3 protein-coding genes are annotated in these 24,804 nt (G+C 45.7%); 2 read left to right on the plus strand and 1 reads right to left on the minus strand.

The window, feature by feature from the left end:
• Positions 1-13 precede the first annotated feature (13 nt).
• Entirely contained in the window at positions 14-6,124 is a 6,111-nt protein-coding gene (locus GV030_RS11325) for a LamG-like jellyroll fold domain-containing protein (RefSeq protein WP_159582421.1), read from the plus strand.
• On the opposite strand, the gene GV030_RS11330 is transcribed toward GV030_RS11325, so the two are convergent.
• Positions 6,081-24,491 (minus strand): LamG-like jellyroll fold domain-containing protein, encoded by an 18,411-nt coding sequence (locus GV030_RS11330; protein WP_159582422.1) that lies wholly within the window; start codon positions 24,489-24,491, stop codon positions 6,081-6,083. The genes GV030_RS11325 and GV030_RS11330 overlap by 44 nt on opposite strands.
• Between GV030_RS11330 and GV030_RS11335 the strand changes: the two genes are divergently transcribed.
• Positions 24,478-24,786, plus strand: coding sequence for a hypothetical protein (locus GV030_RS11335; RefSeq protein ID WP_159582423.1), 309 nt, complete (start codon positions 24,478-24,480; stop codon positions 24,784-24,786). The two genes, GV030_RS11330 and GV030_RS11335, sit on opposite strands and share 14 nt — an antisense overlap.
• Positions 24,787-24,804: the final 18 nt, after the last annotated feature.

Here is a 24,804-nt window from a genome sequence, read left to right on the forward strand (position 1 = left end):
ACCTAGTAAAGACATGAACAATCTATCCACCTTTGATTCCCTGGAATCACGCACCGCACCTTTGACCAAAGGAGTGCCCAGATCCTTGGCAGTCTTAGTACTGCTCTTGCTTACAGTTTCAGCCACTTTTGCCCAGCCGCCCATCTCTGGTGGAGATTGTGGAAGAAATGTATTGAACTTTGAAGCCGGTTATCTCAGTACCACCATTGATGAATTTCCAATCAGCTCTCAGGGGTCGGGTACCTGGGAGGCATGGGTGAAAAAAGCCAATTGGGGATCGGGCTCTCAGGAATTTACGATTTTTTCGAATGCCTATGCTTATCCAAGTGAGAAGGCTTTTTATGTCTCACTGCATCCGATGGTCGGGTTGCATTTCCGAAGTGGATATACCGACGGTGGCTATGCGGCATACCCTACCACCATGCAGTACACCGCGGATTCCTGGCACCATTTGGCAGCTACCTGGTCAGAAGACGGGAGCAATGTAACTATTGCGATTTACGTGGATGGAGATTCTATTACTTCCACTCAGACTACTTCGAAATTTGGTATCGAGCCAACTCTTTATTTTGGAGGGTCACCGACGCACGCCGCCTTTGCGCCGGGAAGCATGGCTGAAATACGAATCTGGGATGTTGCCAGAACAGAAGCGGAGATATCCTCCAGTATGAACAGTACCCTGATCGGCAATGAAACCGGCCTGATCGGTTACTGGCCACTCAATGATGCCACCGAGAGTACCACTGCTACCAATCTGGTCGCCAGTGGAAGTGCAGCCACTTTGGTATCCATGACTCCATCCTCAGCATGGGTAGCTACCTACCCGTTTGGCGTTAGCTCTGGTGCAGAAGTGAAAAGCGGGTCAACGATCGATTTTGAAACCCAGATGACCAATGAGAGTTCCGAGGTTAAAGTATTTACCATTACAAATAATGGAGCCACAACCCTTGACTTTACAGAAAGCCCCATTTCACAAATGGCTGGAACAGATGCCGATCAATTCATTCTTGACCTGACAGGTACCGCTGGATCATTAGCCGTGGGAGCTTCTACCACTTTGTCGGTTAGCTTTCATCCTACCTCAGAAGGAGTAAAAACGGCGTTCTTTTCATTGACTAATGTGGAGAGCTGTGAAGATCCTTATACCATTTATTTATCAGGTATTGGTAGCACTTTGGACGGTTCGGTGAGTGTGGACGCCAATGTTTCCATCTATGGTGGTTCAGATGGTCAGTTGACCGTGAGCCCATCTGGAGGTACGGCACCCTATACCTATCTCTGGAGTAACGGAGCTACAACAGCTACAGCTACGGGGTTGAGTATCGGGGAGCACTCCGTTATTGTCACGGACGATGTAGGGGCTTCTGTGATGAGGTCGGCTTCCATTACACAGCCCGATGAGCTCAGCATTACCTTAACAGTGGACGCCCATGTATCAACGGTAGGGGGCAATGATGGAGCGATCACGGCATCAGTTACAGGAGGGGTAGAACCCTATTCTTATTTGTGGAACAATGATGAAACAACGGCTTCCATCTCCAGCCTGATTGCCGGTGAATATGAATTGACCGTGACTGATGCAAATGGTGCTACTTCCTCAGGGTCAGTGATCGTGACTCAGCCCAAACCATTTGAAGCCAATATTCAGGTGGTGACTGAGGTGTCAGGAGGAGGTTCATACGGTGAACTATCTGCATTTGGATTGTACGGTGAGGAACCCTATACCTATTTATGGAGCAATGGAGCTGATAGTCAGGTAATTTCCAACCTGACTGCTGGCACCTATTCGGTCATTATTACGGATGATGAAGGTAAAGAGGAAGAAGCCTCCATAGTCCTTGGGGAAGGCATCACAAGACTAACTTATACAGGGGCTTTTTATGAGTCAGGAGACAATACAGGTTCTGTTATCGGGTCTGCTAAAATATCATTACTTGGGGGTCGATTTAGCTCAGATGATTTGGGCACATCGGAGGTTAGTATTTCCTTACCTTCGGGTCTTACTTCTACATTGACTGTAGAAGAAAATTCTCTGATCGCACAAGACTGGACATCCCTGGAGTTAAAGGGTGATCTGTCTTACCAAACATGGGCCGTCTCGACTTTTGGAAATGGACTATTTGTGGTATTAGCCAATAGCTATGAAACTAGCGTGATGTCATCTGCAGATGGAGTCAATTGGGTCGTAGGTGATTTGGAGCATCAGGATTGGTCTTCTGTGGCTTATGGTAATGGTAGATATGTAGCTGTGACTACAGATGGCTATGCTTCTTATTCTGAAAATGGTATTAATTGGTCAAGTCCGGCTTTCTTAGAAGATTCAGACTGGAAGGATGTTGCCTTTGGCAATGGGTTATTTGTGGTGATTGCAAGTTACTATGATGATTATGCAGTCATGGTGTCCGAGGATGGTGAAAACTGGACGGTTCCTGGTACATTGATTAATGATTACTGGGTATCTATTACCTATGGTGGAGGTCAGTTTTTAGCAGTGAGCGAGTACGGCAATGTCATGGTTTCATCCGATGGTCAAGACTGGCTGTTATATACTGATGCTATGGAATCCAGTAGCGTCAATGGCCTGGCCTATGGCAATGGTAAGTATGTTGTATGTTCTGATGATAGCGGTGAGGAATTATATGGAAAAATATGGTCGTCGACGAATGGTGTCAACTGGACCGAACAATCGATCTCTGTAAGCAGAGACTGGGAGTTGGTGACCTATGGTGGTGGTAATTTTATTGTAACGGGCGACGGTTTTAATGATGGGATATCTATGATATCCAGTGATGGAGAGAACTGGAGTACTTTCGACAATGGAGTATATGAAGTGCGTACCTTGAATTATGGCAACGGAATCTTTGTCGGTTTCGGAGAGCATGTGGACAGTGATGATGATGTGTTTGTCAGCTCGACATCTTCCGTAGCCACACTTACACTTTCTGGCAACGCATCAAGCCATCAAAGTAGTGGTAACATCTCCGATATAGTTTTTGATTTTACTGATGCGGCCTTTGCCAATATGGCCGCAAGTGATGTGACCAATGCTGCCAACTACCCAAGCGGGATAGGAATTGATTTCCTTGACAATCCATCCATTATTTATTCAGGGGATGGTTTTAGTGAAGCTGCCAGTAGTGATGGCTCTGTGACTGGCTCCATCATGATCCTATTGACAGGAGATAATTTCAAGGATGACGATGAAGATGACAAATTGGAACTCGACAATGAGGTTTATCTGGGTAATATTCCCGATGGTCTGTCAGCGACGTTTTCGATCATTGAGCAAAATACGCAAGGAGAAGATTGGGTGGATGCTACCGATGAATCTATCACGGGAACCTGGTCCATTACAGCCTATGGCGATGGTACTTACGTAGCTATTGACAATGAAAGCACAAGTTTTGTCTATTCTACAGATGGAATGAACTGGACCGAAGGTGAGCTTGATTACAATGGCTGGTGGGATATGACATATGCCAATGGATTGTTTGTAGCCGTGGGCGCAGCAGACGATGAGTATGGTTATGTCATGACCTCTACGAATGGTATTGATTGGAACTACCAGGCAGTGGAAGGGTACTGGGAAGGAGTTATCTATGGTGCAGGACTTTTCGTTGTAGTAGGTGACGATGAAGCCATGACTTCTCCAGATGGAGAGAATTGGACGGCGTTGGGAGAAATCCCTAATACTGAATGGTATTCGGTAGCCTATGGGAACGGTAAGTTCGTAGCAGTATCTCCTTATGGTTATTATTTAATGACCTCCGAGGATGGTATCAATTGGTCAGAGATACCGGATGCTGAGTATGGATTTGAAGATGTGGTCTTTGGCAACGGATTATTTGTGGCAATGGGTGAGGACTATGTACAAATGTCCGAAGACGGAGTGGTTTGGACCCATCAATCAATAGATTACGGTAATTGGCGCTCTATTATCTATGGTGATGGTCAGTTTCTGATTGTAGGAGAAGGAGATAACTCGGAAAGCCCCTCTATATTAAGATCAAGAAATGGGATAGATTGGACGGGCGTGGAGAGTGTAGCAGGAATTGTCCTAAAGGATGCAATCTATGCCAATGGAACTTTTTATGGATTTACCAGTGATAATGACTCATGGTTGATACAAAGTGTTGAGAGTACCGGATTGGCCGAGTTAATACTTTCCGGTAATGCCTCTGAGCATCAGAATACCAATGATCTTTCCGATATAACTTTTGATTTCTCTAACGATGCCTTTGTCAATACGGAAGCTACCTACGTATTGAATGCCACAGGTCCGGCTAGTAGCGGTCTGGGGATTGATTTTCATGACAATCCTGCCAATGACAACTGTGCTAATGCTGCCATACTCCCGCTTTATCAGATAGGAGTGGGCATACCTACCCATGGAACTACCCTCAATGCAGAATACTTTGGTGGCACAGTCCCTTGTGATGAAAGCTCGCAGATCAATGATGTTTGGTATAGCTTTAACTCGGGACCCTGGGGTCTCCTAATACTCAAATCCGAACTTGGCACAGCGGGTTTCCTTGCCGGGGCTTTATATGAAAGCTGTGGATCAGAGGTTTATATGATGCCTTTTGCTTTAGAAGGAGGGGAGCTTTATCCGGCATGTATTCCTGATGTAGGGGGTGAACTGTACCTTGAACTGTCCCCGAATACAGACTACCTTATTCAGGCTTGGAACTCCCCCTCAGACGCAGGTACTTTTTCTATCATTTTGGAAACCAATTTGCCACCCACAGTATCGCAGATAGACGATATCGAAATGGATGAATTGACTGAATTAAATTTGACAGTGGAGGCAACCGATGACTTTATTCCCTTAGAAGCACTGGAATATTATCTGGATGATGAGTCTGAAGGGCTGGGAATGAGCATTGACCTGCAAACTGGCGCATTGACCTGGACGCCGACTGAAAATCAGGAGGGAGTATATTCAGTCACTGTATGGGCCATTGATTACTATGATGAGGAATCTGGTCAGGTTAGTAGCGACAGTGTCACTTTCAGCATAACCGTAAATGAAGTAAACCTGGCTCCCTCTATTGAAGAGATTTCAGATCAGGTGGTTGAGATTACCGGACTGAGCTTGCAGGTAGTGGCTACAGATACGGACCTTCCGGCACAGGCCCTTACGTATAGCCTGGACCAAACCTCTTTGGACATGGGGATAAGTATTACTGAGGATGGAGGTCTGATCAGCTGGGTTCCACAACTGAATGCATATGGGTCTTCTAACATGGCCACCGTGACGGTTTCGGATGGAGTTGTAAGCAGTTCTGAAACATTTACACTCACAGTTAATAAAGCAGAACAAGCCATCACTTTTGAGGCACTGACTGATAAGACTTATGGGGATGCTGCTTTTGACCTGACCGCTACGGCAAGTTCCGATTTGGAGGTGACTTATGCCAGTTCGGATGAAACTGTAGCATCGGTTTCCGGTAGTACTGTAACAATAGTGGGAGCGGGTACAGCCACCATTACCGCCAGTCAGGCAGGCAATGACAACTATAGTGCGGCATTGGATGTGACACAAAGTCTAACCATTGAAAAGGCCTCTCAAGCCATCACTTTTGAGGCACTGGCCAATAAGACTTATGGAGATGCTGCTTTCGATCTGACTGGTACAGGCGGTGCGAGTGGCAACGCGGTGACCTTCACCAGCTCGGATGAAACCGTAGCTTCTATTTCAGGAAGTACCGTGACGATCCTGGGAGTCGGTACAGCCACCATTACCGCCAGTCAGGCAGGTAATGACAACTTCGGCGAGGCATTGGATGTGACACAAAGTTTAACCATTGAAAAGGCTTCTCAAGCCATCACTTTTGAGGCATTGGCTGATAAGACTTACGGTGATGCAGATTTTGATCTGACTGCTACAGGCGGTGCGAGTGGCCATGCGGTGACCTTCACCAGTTCGGATGAAACTGTAGCATCTATTTCAGGAAGTACCGTGACGATCGTGGGAGCAGGTACAGTCACCATTACTGCCAGCCAGGCAGGTAATGACAACTATAGTGCGGCATTGGATGTACAGCAAACTTTGACCATTGAAAAGGCTTCTCAAGCCATCACTTTTGAGGCATTGGCTGATAAGACTTATGGTTTCCGCTGATCACTGGATTGATTTCATCAACGTCTGTCACCGTCACAGAAACAGCCAGTGTGCCAACATTCCCGGCTCCATCGGTACCCGTTACTATCACGTCATAAACATTGTTCGATCCACCGTCCCCTGGACTTTCAAAATCAGGGGAGCTCAAGAATGTCAACACGCCGGAGGTAATGCTGAACGCAGAAGCGTCAGTGCCACTCAAACTCCAGGTCACACTCTCATCTGCCGTATAGGTTCCAACAGAAGTCGTGTTCTCCTGAATCGACGGGCTACTATTTCCGCTGATCACTGGATTGATTTCATCAACGTCTGTCACCGTCACAGAAACAGCCAGTGTGCCAACATTCCCGGCTCCATCGGTACCCGTTACTATCACGTCATAAACATTGTTCGATCCACCGTCGCCTGGACTTTCAAAATCAGGGGAGCTCAAGAATGTCAACACGCCCGAGGTAATGCTGAACGCAGAAGCGTCAGTGCCACTTAAACTCCAGGTCACACTCTCATCTGCCGTATAGGTTCCAACAGAAGTCGTGTTCTCCTGTACTGATGGTGTCCCATTGCCACTAATCACTGGATTGATTTCATCAGCATCTGTCACCGTTACCGAAACAGCCAATGTACCAACATTCCCGGCTCCATCGGTACCTGTCACTATAACGTCATAAACATTGTTCGATCCACCGTCTGACGGGCTTTCAAAATCAGGGGCGCTCAAGAATGTCAACACGCCTGAGCTAATGCTGAACGCAGAGGCGTCAGTGCCACTCAAACTCCAGGTCACACTTTCATCCGCAGTATAGGTTCCAACAGATGTCGTGTTCTCCTGTACTGATGGTGTCCCATTGCCACTGATCACAGGGTTGATTTCATCCAGATCTGTTACCGTTACTGAAACAGCCAGTGTGCCGATGTTGCCTGCCTCATCAGTAGCCTCCAATACAACATCATAAACGTTATCTCCATCAAAATCTCCTGGCGTCTCAAAATCACGTGGACTAACGAAGTTCAGGTTACCCGACCCATCTATAGTCATGGTACTTGCATCATCTCCAGAAAGACTCCAAATAACAATTTCTCCAGAAGAATAGGCCCCAATAGCTGAAGTATTCTCAATAATGTTCTGGGTGCCATTTCCTGTTATCCCCGGATCTGTTTTGTCAAAAGTTACATCACTGGCATCGGTGGTAGAAGTGACCTGAACGCCCGCATTCCCAGACAAGTCCTGGAAATCAATCGTAAAAGGAATGGAACTCTCTGTATCACCGGTCTGCATCGTATAAGAGGCGCTCCAGGTTTTATCATCTGCGTCAGACAGGTCATCAATAACGGCCAAGTTTCCGGCTATGTACACGGTTACATTCTCAATGTCCTCCGAAGAAGTAAAATCAACAAATACGTCATCTCCGACCATCGCCCAGATGTAGTTAGAGTTGGAGGAATAGATTCCCACAAAATCCAAAGTTGGTGAGCTAGAGTCGTAAGTGATAGAAAGTGGTGAAGCAGAAACATTTCCATTAAACGCAGCATCAAATGCAGAGCCTGCACTAATGTCTACTGTAACCAAACCATCAGAAGAAGGATATACATCTACCGAATAATTAGTCCCATCTATGTCTACAAAGTTGCTTGCCGCACCATTGCCTACAGTCAAGTCCGTCAAATCAAACCCACTCATTCCTTCACTAAAGGCAATACTGACGGGAATAATACCTGAATTCGTTGGATCAGGTTCGGTTGTACTCAGAACTACCGTCGGAGCAGTTCTATCTGAAGTGATGGTAAACTGAGTAGCTGCACTATTGTCGTTGGCAGAAGCATCCTGAGCCACTGATCCAGCCACATCTATTGTCACCACACCGTCAGCATCCGGGCTAACATCCACTGTATAGTTCAATCCGTCAAGGTCAACAAAATTTCCCAAACTGGCATTAACAACTAAGATGTCTGAAATATCAAATCCCGTCACGGGTTCGTCAAACGAAACATCTATTGTGAAGGTCGAAGAATTCGTGGGGTTGGGTTCGGAACTGAAAACAAGAACCGAGGGAGCGGTCTGATCCAAAGTTACATTGGTATTCACTGATGTAGCTGGATTTCCTGCCAAGTCCGACACATCGGCGGTGATGGTTACATTTCCATCGGCCAATGAAGAAAAGTCCACGGGAACACTCCATGAACTACCACTAACTACCGCACTCGGATTTAAGGTGGTGGAGCCATCAAAAATGGTCAACGTCACTGTCCTTCCATCTTCCGCATCACTGGTTCCACTGACAGTCACTGAGGAAACTTCTGATATATTGATGATATCATCACCAGCGATGGGACTATTGATAGTAAGTGTTGGAACCGTTCGATCTACGGTGACATTGACACTAGCTGATGTGGCGGAATTACCTGCCAAATCATCCACATCGGCTGTAATACTGACGTTCCCTTCAGCAAGAGAGCTGAAGTCCACCACGATACTCCAAGCGCCTCCACTCATCGTTGCTCCTGGCGACAATGTGGTGCTTCCATCGAAGATTGTCAAATTGACCGTCTGCCCATCTTCCGCTCCGCTAGTTCCACTCAAGGTCACAGAAGACACCTCAGAGTTATTGATTTGGTCATCTCCCGAAATTGGGTTACTCAATGTCAATGCAGGGGCCGTACGGTCCAGCGTAACATTCGCATTCACCGAGGTGGCTGCATTGCCCGCCAGATCTGTCACATCCGCGGTGATGGTTACGTTACCATCAGCCAAAGAAGAAAAGTCAACAGGAACGCTCCATGAACTGCCGCTAACTACCGAAGTTGGATTTAAGGTCGTAGAACCATCAAAAATGGTCAAAGTCACTGTTCGTCCATCTTCCGCATCACTGGTTCCACTTATAATCACCGAGGATGCCTCGGCAGAATTCACGTAGTTATCAGATGCGATTGGTGTGGTGATGGTCAAACCAGGCGGCACGTCATCATAGGTCACTGTATTGTCAGTGCTGGTACTCACTGAGTTGAAATTACCAGCCAAATCGGTGGCAGCGCCCCCTTGGATGTTAACAACTACATCGCCAGTTCCGGTCATGCCCGAAACTGTGAGTGTATATGTAGTACCATCAAACGGAGCCACTTCAGAAACGGAGCCAGATAATGAGCCACCCACCGTACTTGAAGCAAAGTCCACATTGGTATCATCTGTAAACCCTGAAATCGGTTCAGAGAAAATCACATCGTAGACAATTGTTCCGTTGGTAGGATCGGACTGAGCACCTGACTGATTAATTGTGACATCAGGTCCCTGAGAATCTGCCGTGATACTAAACTGGGTTGCAGAGTTGTTTACGTTTCCGGCCAGGTCTGTAGCCGCTCCTCCTCCTACATCGACAGTAATTGATCCATCCGCACTCGGTGTAAGTTCGAAGCTAAAATTACCCGAGGGACCTCCTTTAATCCTTTGAATTCTGTTGTTTCCTCCGTCAGAAATCAACACATCTCCACTTGCGGAAAAGGAAATACCCCTTGGGAAGTTAAACTGGCCATCAGCGGAGCCTATTCCACTTCCAAACTGGCTCAAATAATTACCTCCTGAAGTGAATACCTGAAAGCGGTGGTTGTTTCTATCCAACACGTAGACATTTCCAGCTCCATCTACATCAATTTTATCAACTCCCTGTAGTTGACCATCTCCTGTTCCCGGGCTTCCCAAAACGAACTGGAAGTTACCACTGGTATCAAATGCCTGCACCCTATTGTTATTATCATCCGTTACATAAACGGTAGATCCGGAAACCACAATTCCGGTAGGGTAGTTGAATTGACCATTTCCTGAACCATTGCTCCCGACCTCCCACTGGAAGTCTCCCGCTGAATTATACTTCAGAAATTTGGCGTTATTATAATCCGTCACATAAATATCTCCGGTAGCGTGGTCTATGGCCACATCTGAAGGATTGGCAAACTGTCCAGCTCCTGAGCCCGATGTTCCGATTGTCAACAACGCAGCCCCGGACTGATCTATTTTATAGACAAGGTTATTCGTTCTGGTTACATAAAGGTTATCTGATCCATCTACAGCCAATCCAATAGGGGCACTAAAACTTATTGACTGCATGAAATTTCCAGCAGGATCAAACTCCTGAATTCGGTTGTTCAGGCGATCTGCCACCCAGATATCACCAGAACCATCTTCAACAATTCCATATGGATCATTGAACTGACCATCCGCTGATCCCGCCGATCCAAACTGAGAATCATAGGCATAATTCAGTGTCTCCACCAGGTTCGCTTTAGCGCCATTGGTCACATTCACATCCGTAAGATCAAAGCCAGTAACAGGCTCGCTAAAATCAATATTGACAATGAAAGGTGAGCTGTTGGTAGGATCCGGTTCCAAACTCGAAATTACAGGAGTCGGGCTAGTAGCATCATAATTGATATAGAAAGTGCTTGCCGCTGAATTATCATTGCCGGCAATATCCTGCGCAGCACCCGCGACCAAGTCCACGGATACCACACCATCCGTACTCGGCGCAATATCCACCGTATAGCTGATGCCATCTATGTCAATTAAATTGCTTGCGATACCATTACCAACGCTGACAGACCCAAGCCCCAGGCCGGTGACTCCTTCACTAAAGGTGATGTCCACTGTGAAACTCCCTGAATTACTTGGATCTGGCTCTGAACTTGTAAGCGTAGCTGCAGGTGCAGTTCTATCTACAGTATATACCTCACCCACAAACGGGGTATTAGTCATGGTTGCACTAAGACCTGTGTCATTCGTGAAATCCACACCAATGGTTCCATCCCCAGTATCTACTGTCGCTGTGACCGTCCAGTTGAATCCATCAACGTCAGTTACCGATGATATAGATGACCCTCCACCTATTCCTGAGCTATTCAACGTAAAATTGCCAGGAGTAAGTCCCGTAACTGGTGAGGTAAATTGAATATTCCAGTCTAATTCTGAAGCAATAGCACTCCCAGCTGGGTTCGCCTCATCTGCAGTAATGCTGACCACCGTGCCAACCGCACCCAATGCTCCGGATGAAATCCACTCACTTCCATCCATATTCCAAAGTTCTCCGTCAAGAAATTTATTGGTGGAGAGGTTACTAAGATTGGTGGAGTTAACAATTTCATCAAATTGATAATAAGCAATCAAGCCCTGCTCATCACCTGCCAGCGTATAAAATCGATTATCATTGATTTCCGAGAAGGTCCTTTCATCATCCCAGATTCTCACCTCATCCATTAGACCTTCTATATTAAAGCTGCCCCCAGTCCTTCGATCTCCGATGGTTAATCTTCCAAAAGAATAAACTGGTGTGCCAAGCGCAGCCACTGAACCAGCATTAACATCTTCGACTCCATCCACATAAATAGTACCATCACCTGGTCCTCTATATACAAATGCTGCATGATGCCATGTACTGTCATTGTATGACAAGTTGGTTTCCATCCAGCCTCCATTCACGTATATTCCCAACTTATCTCCAGATGACTGTTGCACCGAATATTCAGCATCACTTACTCCTTTTTCTAAGAAGACTACATTCCCGATCACATCCGTATTGAACCAAAACTCAATGGTAAAATCTCCTGTTGGCTCGAGTACAAGATTGTCAAAAACCTCTACATAATCATTTCCAGTAAATGGTAAGGCATTACCCGGTTGCACCATGAAACCATTGGATTGATAATATGAGCTCTCCTCCCCACCTCCAAAATCTGTTTTTGCACGATAGAAATATTCGGTGCCAGCCGTCAATGCTACTGTGATGTCTACACCTCCCGAGGTGCCCACACTCACACCTTGAGACACAAACGAGCCAAATGTCGAATCAGAAGATACATCCACTATCAAATCGACCGCTCCGGAAGGGGCAATTAAATTGGGTGTGAACCCTGCTGTAGATACATTTGTGGGGTTTAGAACCGTGGGGGGAGCCAGGGCATTACTAAATAGTGCAATCCTACCTCCATTGAAATCATCCGTACCGGTTAGCAGCAAGTCTAAATCTCCATCATTGTCGTAGTCTCCCCAATCTACCGTCGAATAGAGGTAATCTCTGAGGCCCAAATCAGTGATCACAAAAGTTCCGGCATTATTGGTATAGAGGGTGGTGGTAGGGCCATTGGTAGTCCCTGAACCATTAATCACCAAATCAAGATCTCCGTCTCCATCATAATCTCCCCATGCCATTTCTCCTTCTGAATTCTCCAAGAGGCCTGCCGCTATGTCCACAAAAGAACCAGCATCGTTCCGATAAATAATTGGTGTGCTGTCTGTGTTAGACCCAGAAACCATTAAGTCTAAATCTCCATCATTATCATAATCTCCCCAGCCGACACTTCCTAATACCTTCCCTTCTAGTACAGCGCCTATATCTGTGAATAGTCCGCCTTCATTTTCATAGATGATTGTTCTGATGGAATCATTATTACTTGTATACCCACTGCTCACTATGTCTAAGTCTCCATCATTATCATAATCTCCCCATGCCACATCTCCCTTATAAACACCAACCAGACCTGCAGTATGATTTACAAAAGTGCCAGCATCATTTCGATACAAAATAGTAGATGCATTATTGGACGGGTCATACTGGCCCTGAACAATGAGGTCTAAATCTCCATCATTGTCAAAGTCTCCCCAATCAGCCTCAGAGAATGCCACCCCTTGAAAAGGGCCTCCAACATCAGTAAATGTTCCAGCATTATTCTGATATAACATCGCGGTACGACTACCTCCATCGTCAAACCCTGTTACAAACAAATCAAGGTCACCATCACTGTCATAGTCTCCCCAGTCTAAACTACCCTCGTAAACTCCCGTAAGAGAATCTCCAAATATGAATGAGCCTGCTGAATTATTAAATATTTTGGTAATGACAAGCGTATAATCAAAATCCCAACCGCTAACAACAATATCTAAGTCACCATCACCATCATAATCTGCCCAGGCAGCAGCACCATCTACCACGCCTTCCAGACCAGTAGTTTGCTCAACAAAAGCTCCCTGAAATGGTCCAGTGGCAACGGCAAATTGCAGGTTGTATGGAACAGCTACCTCCCCATCAAGTCCCCTTACATTTTCCGTAATAGTGGCAGATATATACTCACCAGCCAGGAAGTCCTCATCAGGATCAAACGTGATAACAGAAGTACCTCCTCCAGTAAATGCTCCTGCAGTGATCCCTGAGTGACTGCCCATCACTACAATATTCCCGGTCAAAGTTGCTGCATCTACATTAGCGTCAAAAGTCATTTGAATGTTGGCGCCTCTTGCTATGTTGGTCTCGTTGACCGATGGAGTACTAGATAAAAGATTCATCGGAGGACCTAACGGAACATCAGAAACAATGAATCCAGCTCCACCAATATCTCCATTATTTGTATTCACACTTCTGTCGACCAACTTAGTGCCTGAGTTCTCATCCATAGGATAGTATGCAACCAGGTTCGATTCATTTCCTTTCAGGTCGTGATATAAATTGTCAGAAATTTCGGCGTCAGACCTCACGTCATTCCACACCCTAATCTCATCCATTTCTCCATCAAAAAAGGCAGAAGAAGAAGTAGGATACTTTCCAACCCTGAAGGGGTAAGATGCGCCATTGATATTGGTAGAACTGATCCCAAAGGTTTTGTCCAACGCACCGTCAATGTAAAGTCTTAAGGCAACTGCCGGCTCAAACACAAAAGCCACATGGTGCCATTCTCCGTCATTCACGGCAGTGTTACTCTGAATCACATCAGGAAAACCAGCGCTTCCATCATAAATCGAACCCTGGACTTTCCCTGTTCCATCCAGCTCAATGCTCGACGCCAGGTCTCCCAAATCATTACCATTTCTTTTCCCCAAAATGAACCCCTGGGTCTGCGTGGTTTTAATCCAAACCTCATAAGTCAACGCTCCTGAAATCTGGAGATCTCCGGTAGATCCCATATCCACAGAATCCGCTATCCCATCAAAACTCAGCGCATAGCCAGGGAATGATTTTGTTGTAGCAAACTCCACCTCCGAAGTGCTGGCTCCTGTTTCAGACCCATTAACGGGAGTAACCCGATAAAAATAGCCCTGGTCTGCTCCGGCTGAATGCACAAAAGAGGTAGCATTCACTCCCAGATTTGCAACGATCGTGTCTACATTCAGTGTGAAATCATAGTCATCTGCATTTTCAATGAGGTAACCGGTCTCATTGTAAGAGTTGTCTTTCCATTGGAGGGTAATATTGTTGAGTGAACTTGAAAAGGCAATTACCTCCGTAGGAGCCAGAGGCGCTGTATTATTATCCAGAGTAAATGCTCCTGATGCCACCCAGTTAGAAGTGGCTCCCGTTTTGGCAAACCCAGACATGGTTCCAACATTCCCATTTCCCGAAAGATCAATAATCTCCGGTGCACCGATACCGGTGTTTACTGCAGCAGTGTCTCCCTCATCAAACCGGTAGTAAGCAACCAGCCCATTTTCATTTCCACTCAGGGTGTTGTTGATCGTGGCTTGGATTTCAGCTTGTGATCGTGCTATATTCCAAATGCTCACTTCATCAATATCTCCTACAAAATAATTAGCCGTGGTTGTTCTATGTCTTGCACCTATTGCAAAATGACCAGAAGGGGGAACTCCGGAGACAGCTGCATTATTGCCATCAGGAACACCGTTAATATAGAGTTGAACATTGGTTCCACTTTTAGTGGCTGCGACGTGAGACCATTGACTAACTGGCAAACTTCCGGCACTTGTGGCTGCCTCGTAGGTGCCATCACTTTCTCCATAGACAAGCTGACCTGTATTGGTAATGTATAACTCAGCACCATCGAGAGACCCTGTATTTCCTCTCCAGTAAATCCATTGGCTTGCAGCTAAACTTGTAGGTCTTACCCATGCTGAAATAGTTAAATTACTAAAGGTCCCTTCTGTTTCGTTTGCTACAACAAAATCATTAGTTCCATCAAAATTCAGGGCACTACCCGCATTGATCATAAACTCCACTGTGTCCGAGTATGGACTCGTGAACCCGCCATCCTGATAGTAGATACGTGCAAAATAACGGGTATTTGGAGACAGGGACAATCCGGTAACGATGCTAGTTGAATTCGAACCATTACCAATTTGATGCCCTGTTGCGTAAGGGACCCCGGCAAAATTGGAGGCGTCGTTAATGTCTACATAAACTTGTCCCCTGTTCGTTGGTTGCCAGTTTACACTGAGGTTATTAAGGTTAGCGGCAGACACCTGATAAATGATTGGAGCAAAGGCTTCGGAAGCCACCCAGTTGGAAGTGTCTCCCACCAGGTCAAAGGCATTTAAGGTGCCATCATATCCGTTTCCGGAAATATCCATCAGCGTATTTAATCCTGTATTGTTTCCTCCAGGAAGACCCGTGTTAAAATCATAAGAAGCAACCAGACCGGAACCAGTGGCCAGGCTAAGGTTCATGTTATTGAATATTTCTGATTGAGTACGGTGGGTATTCCAGATTCGCAACTCATCCATTTCTCCTTCAAAGAACTCTGATGGCTGGGTACTTCCAGGGGATCCAATCAAAAGCGGCTCTCCAGTTAAAGCAGACATTCCGATCCCGGCAAAACCATATGAAACTCCATTAACAAATACTTCTGTATCGGATCCGGAGATATTGAAAGCTACATGGTACCAGGTACCCGGTTCGATTGGGACGGGCACTGTTGCAGAGCCTGACCCATTCCAAATTAAGAAATAATCATTTCCTGCATTGACATGAATACTCCACCTAGTTTGTGTATCTGAACTTCTGACTCCAGCGATGACCTTGTTCTCTGTATTCGATGCGGGTTTGATCCATGCTTCAATGGTCCCCGAAGAAAATTCGAAAGCAGCATTAGCAGCTACTTCCACGTAATCATCGGTTCCATCAAAAGAAAGTGCGTTTTCAGGAAAAACTAAGGTAGTGATGTCAAATGCCGTTGCCATTTTTTGCGTATTTGGCGCTCCTTCATCATCCTCGGCCACTATGTATACATCATAACTTGTTCCTTCCGATAAGCCAGTAATATTGGCGATGACTTCAGAACCAATAAGATTGACAGGGAAACTGGAAGCCACCACTGCGGCACCACCCAGTCCATCCGTACCTGCTTTTATGTCGTCATTTGATGGCACTGTGGCACTGTCTGGTAGCACCACATAGTAAACTGTGCCCTCTTCATTGAGCTGAACAGTTAAGTCAAAATCATTCTCGTTGATGTTGGTAATTGTTGGATAGCCCGCTTCGAATATTGGGGCGAATATATCGATATCCCATGCTGTAGAACTGACCCAGGCAGGAGGTGTACCTACCAATGTTCCATCCAAACCATTGACCGTCCCGTCAAACAAAGTGGTCCCAGAAGATGAATTAAAATCATAGGAAACAACCAGGGTTGTATCGGACAACAAGGTGTTGTAAGCATTTGCTATAATCTCAGATTGTGTACGCGCGACATTCCAAATCCGCATATTATCAAGCTCGCCATCCCAAACCAGGTTTCCTCCTGAGTGGTCGCCAATTTTGAAAGCCGATAAATCCATGCTGAGTGCGGCGCTTGTCGTATCAATTAACTCACCATCCAGATAGAGTGTAAGTAACGTACCGGAATAGACTCCCGCAGCGTGGTGCCAACTCCCGTCAGTATAAGTTGCTGATGGTGAAACGACGCTTGACACAGCATTCACTCCAAAAAGTACTGAATTAGAGTTCACTTTAAGCTGTGCCTGCGCTCCGGCACCACCAAGGTGATCACCTAGCGCTATCATCATGCGATGATCGCTGGCAGTAGTCCTGAACCATGTTTCAAAGGTAAAATCATTGGTGATTTGGCCGGCCAAGCTAGGGCCTTGAACATAGTTTCCAGCTACTCCGTCAAAGAGAAGGGCATTATTCGGCACATAATCATCTGCTATGGTATAAGTATGTCCATCTATGATCGCCGATGCATCCAGTGTGAAAGACACTTTGTTTCCAGCAATCAAAAAGTCAGTTGATGCCACAGCGTAACTACCAGTAGTCCCTGGTCTGGTGATCAGTGCAAGATTGGCATTGGGTAATCCCAACCCTGCTTCATCAAAATCAAACGTAAGTGTAGCTAAGCCACCTGTACCTATTGTCATACTGTCTGTCACATCCACATACCAGCTTCGTGCCCACCTATTCGCATACCCAACGGGAAGATCTGATTGTACAATCGCATGTGCCGTACCATCATGACCTGCGAATATATAGTCTCCATTATCTTGTAGGAATCCGGCATTGGTTAGGGTCAGGCCTTGCGCACTTCCTTCGGGATCCGATCCATCAGCTTCCTTTCCGATCCCGATGACATCAAAATCAAAATCACCATTGGGGCCAGTGTCTCCGGCATACAAATCCACTGTATGTGCAATGTCATACTTGGCAGAAAGGTGATTCTCCACCACAGTTCGTGAGGCCGTATTTAGTACGCCTTCAAATAATATGAATTCTGCAACATCTCCTGTAAAATAGAGGAGGTTGTCGTTGTTGTATCGGCCGATCATCCAAGGCTGAGTACCGTCATATATAGCTCCTTCATTCACATTACTGACTACATTGGTACCCCCGTCATATCCGTTCAGCAAGGAGGTAGACCTGGTAAAAGAGAGTAACCTGGGAGACCGATTATCTGCTGACCACTGATTGTTCCCGAGTACTCCACTTGATGGGGAAGAAATCCTCAAATCAGTGGGCGATCCATTCGAATCATCAAGAAAGAACGTGGTTCCTCCATTAAAACCAGCACCAGTCTGACTCTTGAACCCAATATAACCTTGAGTCCCAGTCCCAGTCCATTGAGCCACCGTAAACACAGTAAACCCTGAAGAAGTAAAGTTATCCGTAAACCCGAGTGCTTCCACATACTGACCGTAACTGAAGCGGACCACTGGCTGCCCATTGATCACATTTCCTTGATAAGTGGGAGAGGTACCATTTGTCATGGTTCGTCCATAACCTGATTGGTCACTCCAGGTGGTAATGGCTCCGGCATCTACAGTGGTGTTTGTGCCAGCATCTGCCTTTACCCAAAGCTGCAATGGTGAAATGCCATCAGTAGAACCCACACCACCAGGTCCGGTGGATCCAATCATTTCAGAAGGGTCTATATAGGTAAGACTTACCTGACCAGTTCCCGGAAAATCATAGGCAATTGACCAGTTGGCATCCGGTAAGTTCACCGTGGTAAAGGTGCCGGAAATGGCAGCGGCATCAATGATCACAAATTCGTTTCCGCTAATCGGCGTGAAGCCAAGGGTCACATTAAGTGTACCAGCCAAATTGGCGGTGCCGCCCACTGTGATTTGATCATATTGTGAGCAGGGATTGGTGCCGTCTATCTCCACTTCCAGGGTACCGGCATTGGTGAAATCAGACACAAAGTTCGCGCAACCGGGAGAAGCTCCCGGGGCCACGGTGCCAGCTACTGGGTTGGTGAAATCATTGGTCACCGTAAAAAAGCCTTTCAGGATACCATTGTTAACAAATGTTCCTGTAGGAGATGCCAGTTGCGTGCCTGCTTCGAAGAAAAATACCCCATTGTTTATAAATGAACCGGCCGTGGCATTGACTCCTGTACCATTCGAAACACTCACTGTGCCATTGTTAGTGAAGGTGGCATTGTTTGTCAGTTGTACAGAATTGCTATTCAAATTGAGCACCAGACTTGCGCCTGAAGCTACCTGAAAATCGTTCGCATTCAGCACTAAATCTTGATTTTCAGTGATGTCAGAATTAATGGAGACCACAATGTTCTCTGACACGTTGTTGGCTGCAGGTACTACACCTCCACACCAGTTGCTGGGATCATTCCAATTACTATCCGTTGCTCCAATGAATTTGCCATTGGGTGCACATGAAGGTACTGTAGATGCTATCCAATCGGATGAAGTCCCGAGAAAATCAAAGTTGGTAAGCGTTCCGTCATGACCGTTTCCCGTCAGATCCGTAAGCGCGGTACCGGCATCCAGATTGAAATCGTAAGAGGCCACAAGACCTGGTGCAGATGAAATCTTAGTCGTTAAGTTTCCAAGGATATCTGTGGCTGAGCGAGCCACATTCCAGATTCTAACATCATCTATTTCACCATTCCAAGGGGTATTTAGAGCAGAGTTATTTCCAATATGGAAAATACTGTAATCAATGTCAAAATCGAAAGTGTTATCGGGTGTTTCTGGTACACCATCAACATATAGTGTGAGATCTGTGCCATCATATACAGCTGCTACATGATGCCATATTCCATCATTCGTAGAGGGTGAACCGGCAATTGGGCCCGGGTGACCTGATGAGTTAATGGTGAAAACGCTCCCAGTGCTTGATTTAAGACTAATGTTTGTGTCTCCTCCGGCATTTCCTCCAAAATGTACAATATTCATATTGCCTCCGGTTGAAGACTTGACCCAGGCTTCAATGGTAAAATTACCAGTACTTGTCATTTGGCTTGACAAATCACCCCCATCAATATAATCATCCGAGCCATCGAAATGAAGCGCGTTCTCTGGTGGGGTAGTAATCGTATAGGTACCAGAGGCAGCTAACCCACCATCTATTTTATTGCTGGATTCGTTGATTCCAAAATTGCCGCCCACAGAAGGTGCTGCTATGCCGAGCGTATTGCCCCCAGTGGCAGTGGCTGAGATGTCTACTGTAACGTACCAGTATACAGTAGTATCCGTATAGACACTGTCGAAGAAAAGGCCCAAAGCACCATCAGGTGCAGGTGCCTCTCCACTGAAAAAACCTCTGGACAGCAAGTGAACGGCATTTTCAAAATCATCCACACCAATGGAGTGATAATAATTAAACTGGGTAATATCTGATGGTATGTAGGTTCCTGTCGGGCTGAAAAACATCCCGATCATTGTGGCCGTACCGCCAGAAACATCCATTTGTACTTTATAGATCAAATTATCCGATGATCCTTGCTCCAAAGTGGTTCCTGCAACGCTAAGTGTTGTAAAAGTCAGGTCAACAGGCAGGGGATTCGTTGTAAAATCTCCTGTCAAAATAGCAGAACGGTTTCCGGAAGAATCTTCAGCTACGATGTATGCATAGTATTGAGTATTCGGGATAAGTTCTGGCAGACTCGCCGGGTTATCACCAATCCCAAAATCATGACTCCCGGCACTCGCCGACTCGAAAGTACCGGCGTGATCCGTTGCGGTAGCGCCCAATTCGTTCTCCCCGTCAATGATCTGCTGTGCCGATGGCGGTGTGGCTGATTGGGTAAAGACGTAATAAAGATCCGCCTCTTCATCTGACTCAAATAGCAGATCAACATTTGTGCTGCCAATATTGGCAAAAGCAAGATTGTTAAGAACAGGCCCAGTAATATCAGTGCTTAAGGCTGTGGAGGGTACGTAAGATACTCCGCCATTAAGGCCGCCATTATGTCCATTAATGGTCTGATCAAGTAACGTATAGGAAGACTGGTTAAAAACATATGAGGCAATCAACCCTGACCCAGAAGTAAGGGAGGTGGAAAAGGCAGACTGTATCTGGCCCTGGGTCCTGGCAACATCCCATATTCGCACTTCATCTATTTGCCCATTGAAAAAGTATTCCTCATTGGAGTCATGGAATCGGCCAATATTGTGGCTTGATGGCACAGGGCTATAATCAATTAATCCGCTGGCTGATGTACTTTCTTCTAAGTTTCCATTCAAATAGAGTTTCAATTGTACACCATCATAGGTCATGGCCACATGCTGCCATGAACCTGCGGATATAGGAGTTCTGATATCGTTAACTACATCAGTCCCCGTATATACCCGGGCTACCAGCTCCCCTGTTTCATGTAGGGTAAGCATATAGCCCGACAATGAACCTCCTGTCCACTCCATATGATCCACTATCGCTGCATATCTGTCGATACTATTTGGATTAATCCATGCCTCTACAGTGAAATTCTGGGTAATGATTGACTCAAAACCCGATGGGAGGGCTATATAACCACTCGATCCATCAAATGCCATGGCATTTTCCGGAGCAGGATCTGTGGTAAATTGAGCTTCTATAAGCGCCCCAAAATTTCCAGAACTATCTTCAGGCGCTATGTATAGATAGTAGCTTGTACTTGGTGCTAAGGAATTGATAAGCTGAACCGCATCCAAATTGGCCGTAGGGACATTCAATGCTCCGAAAATAACTCCACCTGTACCTATCCCATTTTTTACATCCTCGGCCGATAGGGTATTCGCCTGGGTATATACTCCCCAATGCACCTGCCCGGTTTCATTTAATCGAACTGTAAGCGTGGCGTCATTGTCGTCTACACCTGTTATGGTTGGTGTGGAGTTGGTGAAAAATGGAGCTGTCATATCTAAAATCGGTGGCCCCAAAGGAGGACCAGTTGTATTCCAAACAGCCCCGGAAATAATACCATCGTTCCCGGTGATTGACTTGTCAGTGAGGGTTGGTCCGGAACCGTCTGAAAAATCATAGTAGGAAATTAAATTAGGTTCAGAGCCGGTTACTTCATTCAAATAATTAGCAGAAATCTCAGTGGCAGTTCTTACGTCATCCCAAATCCTCACTTCGTCAATTTCTCCCTGAAAGAAATCTCCTTCAATACCTCCTGTCGAATGACTGGAACCGATCCGGTTAAAACTATGATAGGTAGCATTGGCATTCCAGGGGATGTTACCTGTTTGTTCCACAGCTCCATTCAGATAAAGCACGACATCACCCGAAGACTGATCGTGGGTGAGCGCCACATGATACCAGGTGCCATCGGTTGCTAATGTGGTCGATCCAATAACGCTTTGCCATGACCCGTTGAAATGATGCATTTCTAGTTGGCTATTTGTGAGTCCAAAACTGAAACCCACATCATTGTTCATATCTCCAATAATGGTCATCCCAGAGCTCCCATCATACCCAGAAACCCCCACTGAAGCAGCCGGTTTAACCCAGGCTTCATAGGTCAACCCTCCTGTCACCTGAGTGCGGGTGAGTTCAACTCGATCATTGGCCCCATCAAAGGAGAGGACGTAATTGGGTGGTGCCGTAACGGAATACGTACGGGTGATAAGGTCAACAGTCACATTATATACACCAGCCGTAGCTGATATTGCCGGCCCTTGCTGATCCAAAACACCATTTGGTCCAATATCTCCCCAATTTCTTGAGTTATCGTTATTTGCACGAACCGTCCATGTGCCAGTCAATAAATCAATGCTGCTCAGGCTATAAACCCCTGAACCCTGATAGGTCATGTCTGTATCTGGCCCTCCATATCCCTCCGGAAGCGCATCTCCTATCATTCCAAGAGAATTGATCAGTGTCGCTCCATACCAGGCCAGAGAATCACCAAGATTTAATACGTAGAGCCCATCTGCTCCGAGATACAGGTTTTGGCCCCCTAAATCGGGGACACCGTCATACCCAGGATCATCTCCAAAATCCAAGGCTGCATCATCATTGATCCTAAAAGCGAAATTATTTCCATTGGACGCTTCCAACACAACTTCCCAGGCGTTAAGGTTCTGCTGGAAAGTTAAATACTCCGTTCCACCAGGTAGGCCCACTACAGAAACCGTGTTAACAGTAAAGGGCACAATCAGTTGATTGGAAGTATTGTTTGCATTTGACGCTAAATCCGTCAAAACACCTTCGATTATCTCCACTTTTACACCTAATGCTGTAGCAGGTGTAATGTCAGCTGTGAATGAAATGCTGTCACTTGTTTGCAGGTTGGATGCGGTACCCATCCCAACAGAAATGTCTCCCAACTCAAAATTTTGGACGGTTTCTCCAAAATCAATGGTGATTTCAAAAGTGCTCAATCCGGTTATTTCCGTTGTAGTACTTGAAATTGATGGAGTCGGAGCGGTCACATCCGGCACATTAGGGCTTGCCAAACTGATCCAAGAATTGCTAGATAGGCCACTTACATAAGTCATCTGACCCGAACCATCCAAATTGGCACTATGAATGCTTGTTCCTCCCTGAGACCAGTAAATTTTTCCATATTCTTCATCAACTGCGAGTCCGTAGGGAGAGGCTATTCCAGTGATAAAATCTACCTGTGAAGTGCCATCAAGAGCAGATTGTCGGATTCTGGTATCAGACCCGGAACTCCAAAACATTTTATTCGTCGCTGGACTAACGGCCACATCTCTTACATCGTTGGCATTTGCTCCGGTCACTAAAGTCTCCAAACCACTACCATCAAGGTTGGCTCTTTTTATGCTTGTCCCTAATTCTACAAAGTATATTTTTCCGTTAGTGAGATCTATGTCTAATCCAAACGGACTTGTCTGACTCGTTAGGATATTTTCAACGCCGGATCCATCCAGGTTTGACCTACCGACATTTCCATTAGAAAAATCAGTCCAATATATTTTATTAGCGCCAAGATCCAAACCAATATCTCGTGCACTCCCCAGCCCGGTTACAAGTGTACTAGTGGCTCCATCATTTTTCTTTATGCTTGTTAATTCAGACCAATAAATAGTACCGGCTCCAAAAGCTACTCCGCTAGGACTAGTGAGTGCAGACAACAGTGTTGAAGAACTATTACCATCAAATTCTTTGATTAAACCCCCGGCGCTTTCTGACCAATAAATAATACTAAGATCAATCGGTGCGCCTGTCATCCAGTCGGTACTGGTGTTGATCCCAGAAATTGTGGTCACATTGTTACCGCCTGCCAGGTCTGTTAGAGAGCTCGATCCAGTACCATCATTAAAATCATAGTAAGCCACCAGATTGCTTTCATCCCCAACTAATGAAACGTCTTTTGTAGTGTTGATTGCTGTGATATCTCTGGCTACATCCCATATCCTAAATTCATCAATCTGACCAATGAACCATTGTTCGGCTGTTCCATTGTAGTTCAGCGCCCCAATACTCAGTACTGTCTGAGTGGTGTTGATTGCTGCTCCGCCTGACCCACCAGCTACTCCATCTAAATAAGTAGAAATTGTTGATGCCCCATCAAAAACAATTGCAACGTGATGCCATGTGGAAGTTGCCACGGCACCTATGGTTATATCCGTTTGATAATTATTAAAAATCACATTGCCGTTTCGATAATAAACAGCAAAGAAGTTGGTCGCTGAAGTGGGCCCAATATTAAAAATATATTTATAGCTAGCGTTATCGAGGGCTGGTTTGATCCAAAACTCGATTGTCCTGGCATTTGATGCAACCACAGAATCAGGAACATTTCCATCCGTAAAGACTGTTTCGTCTCCTGAATAGTTGAGGGAATAGTTCTGACCAAAACCCAAAAATGAAACGGAGAAGAAAAAAACCAGAGCGAGCGCTCTTAGAACTGTTGGGAATAGCCTACTCTTGACTTGAAAGTTTTTGCTCCGTCCGAAAACATTGAAAAAAGCCAATGGAAAAATCAATCTGAAGGGGATTGCTCCAGATCTATGGGCAATTGAGCGTGTGGTCATCATGGCGCGGCGTTGGGTGAAAAACGGAAAAATAACCCTTTCCTCGGAAAAACCTCCCGTCAATCACAGTATACATAATCAAATAACTACCAAAGGATACCTCATCTCTGCTGAATTGCTAATAACTTTCGATCAACATGGTCTTGACCGGGATAAAAATATTTCCTCCTCAAAACCGTTCCTATTATTTATTTTTACTGATGTGTCAATATTTGTTTGCTTCAAAAAATATTAGTTATTTTATATTTCTTAT

The organism is Marinoscillum sp. 108 (assembly GCF_902506655.1).
GTDB classification, from domain to species: Bacteria; Bacteroidota; Bacteroidia; order Cytophagales; family Cyclobacteriaceae; genus Marinoscillum; species Marinoscillum luteum.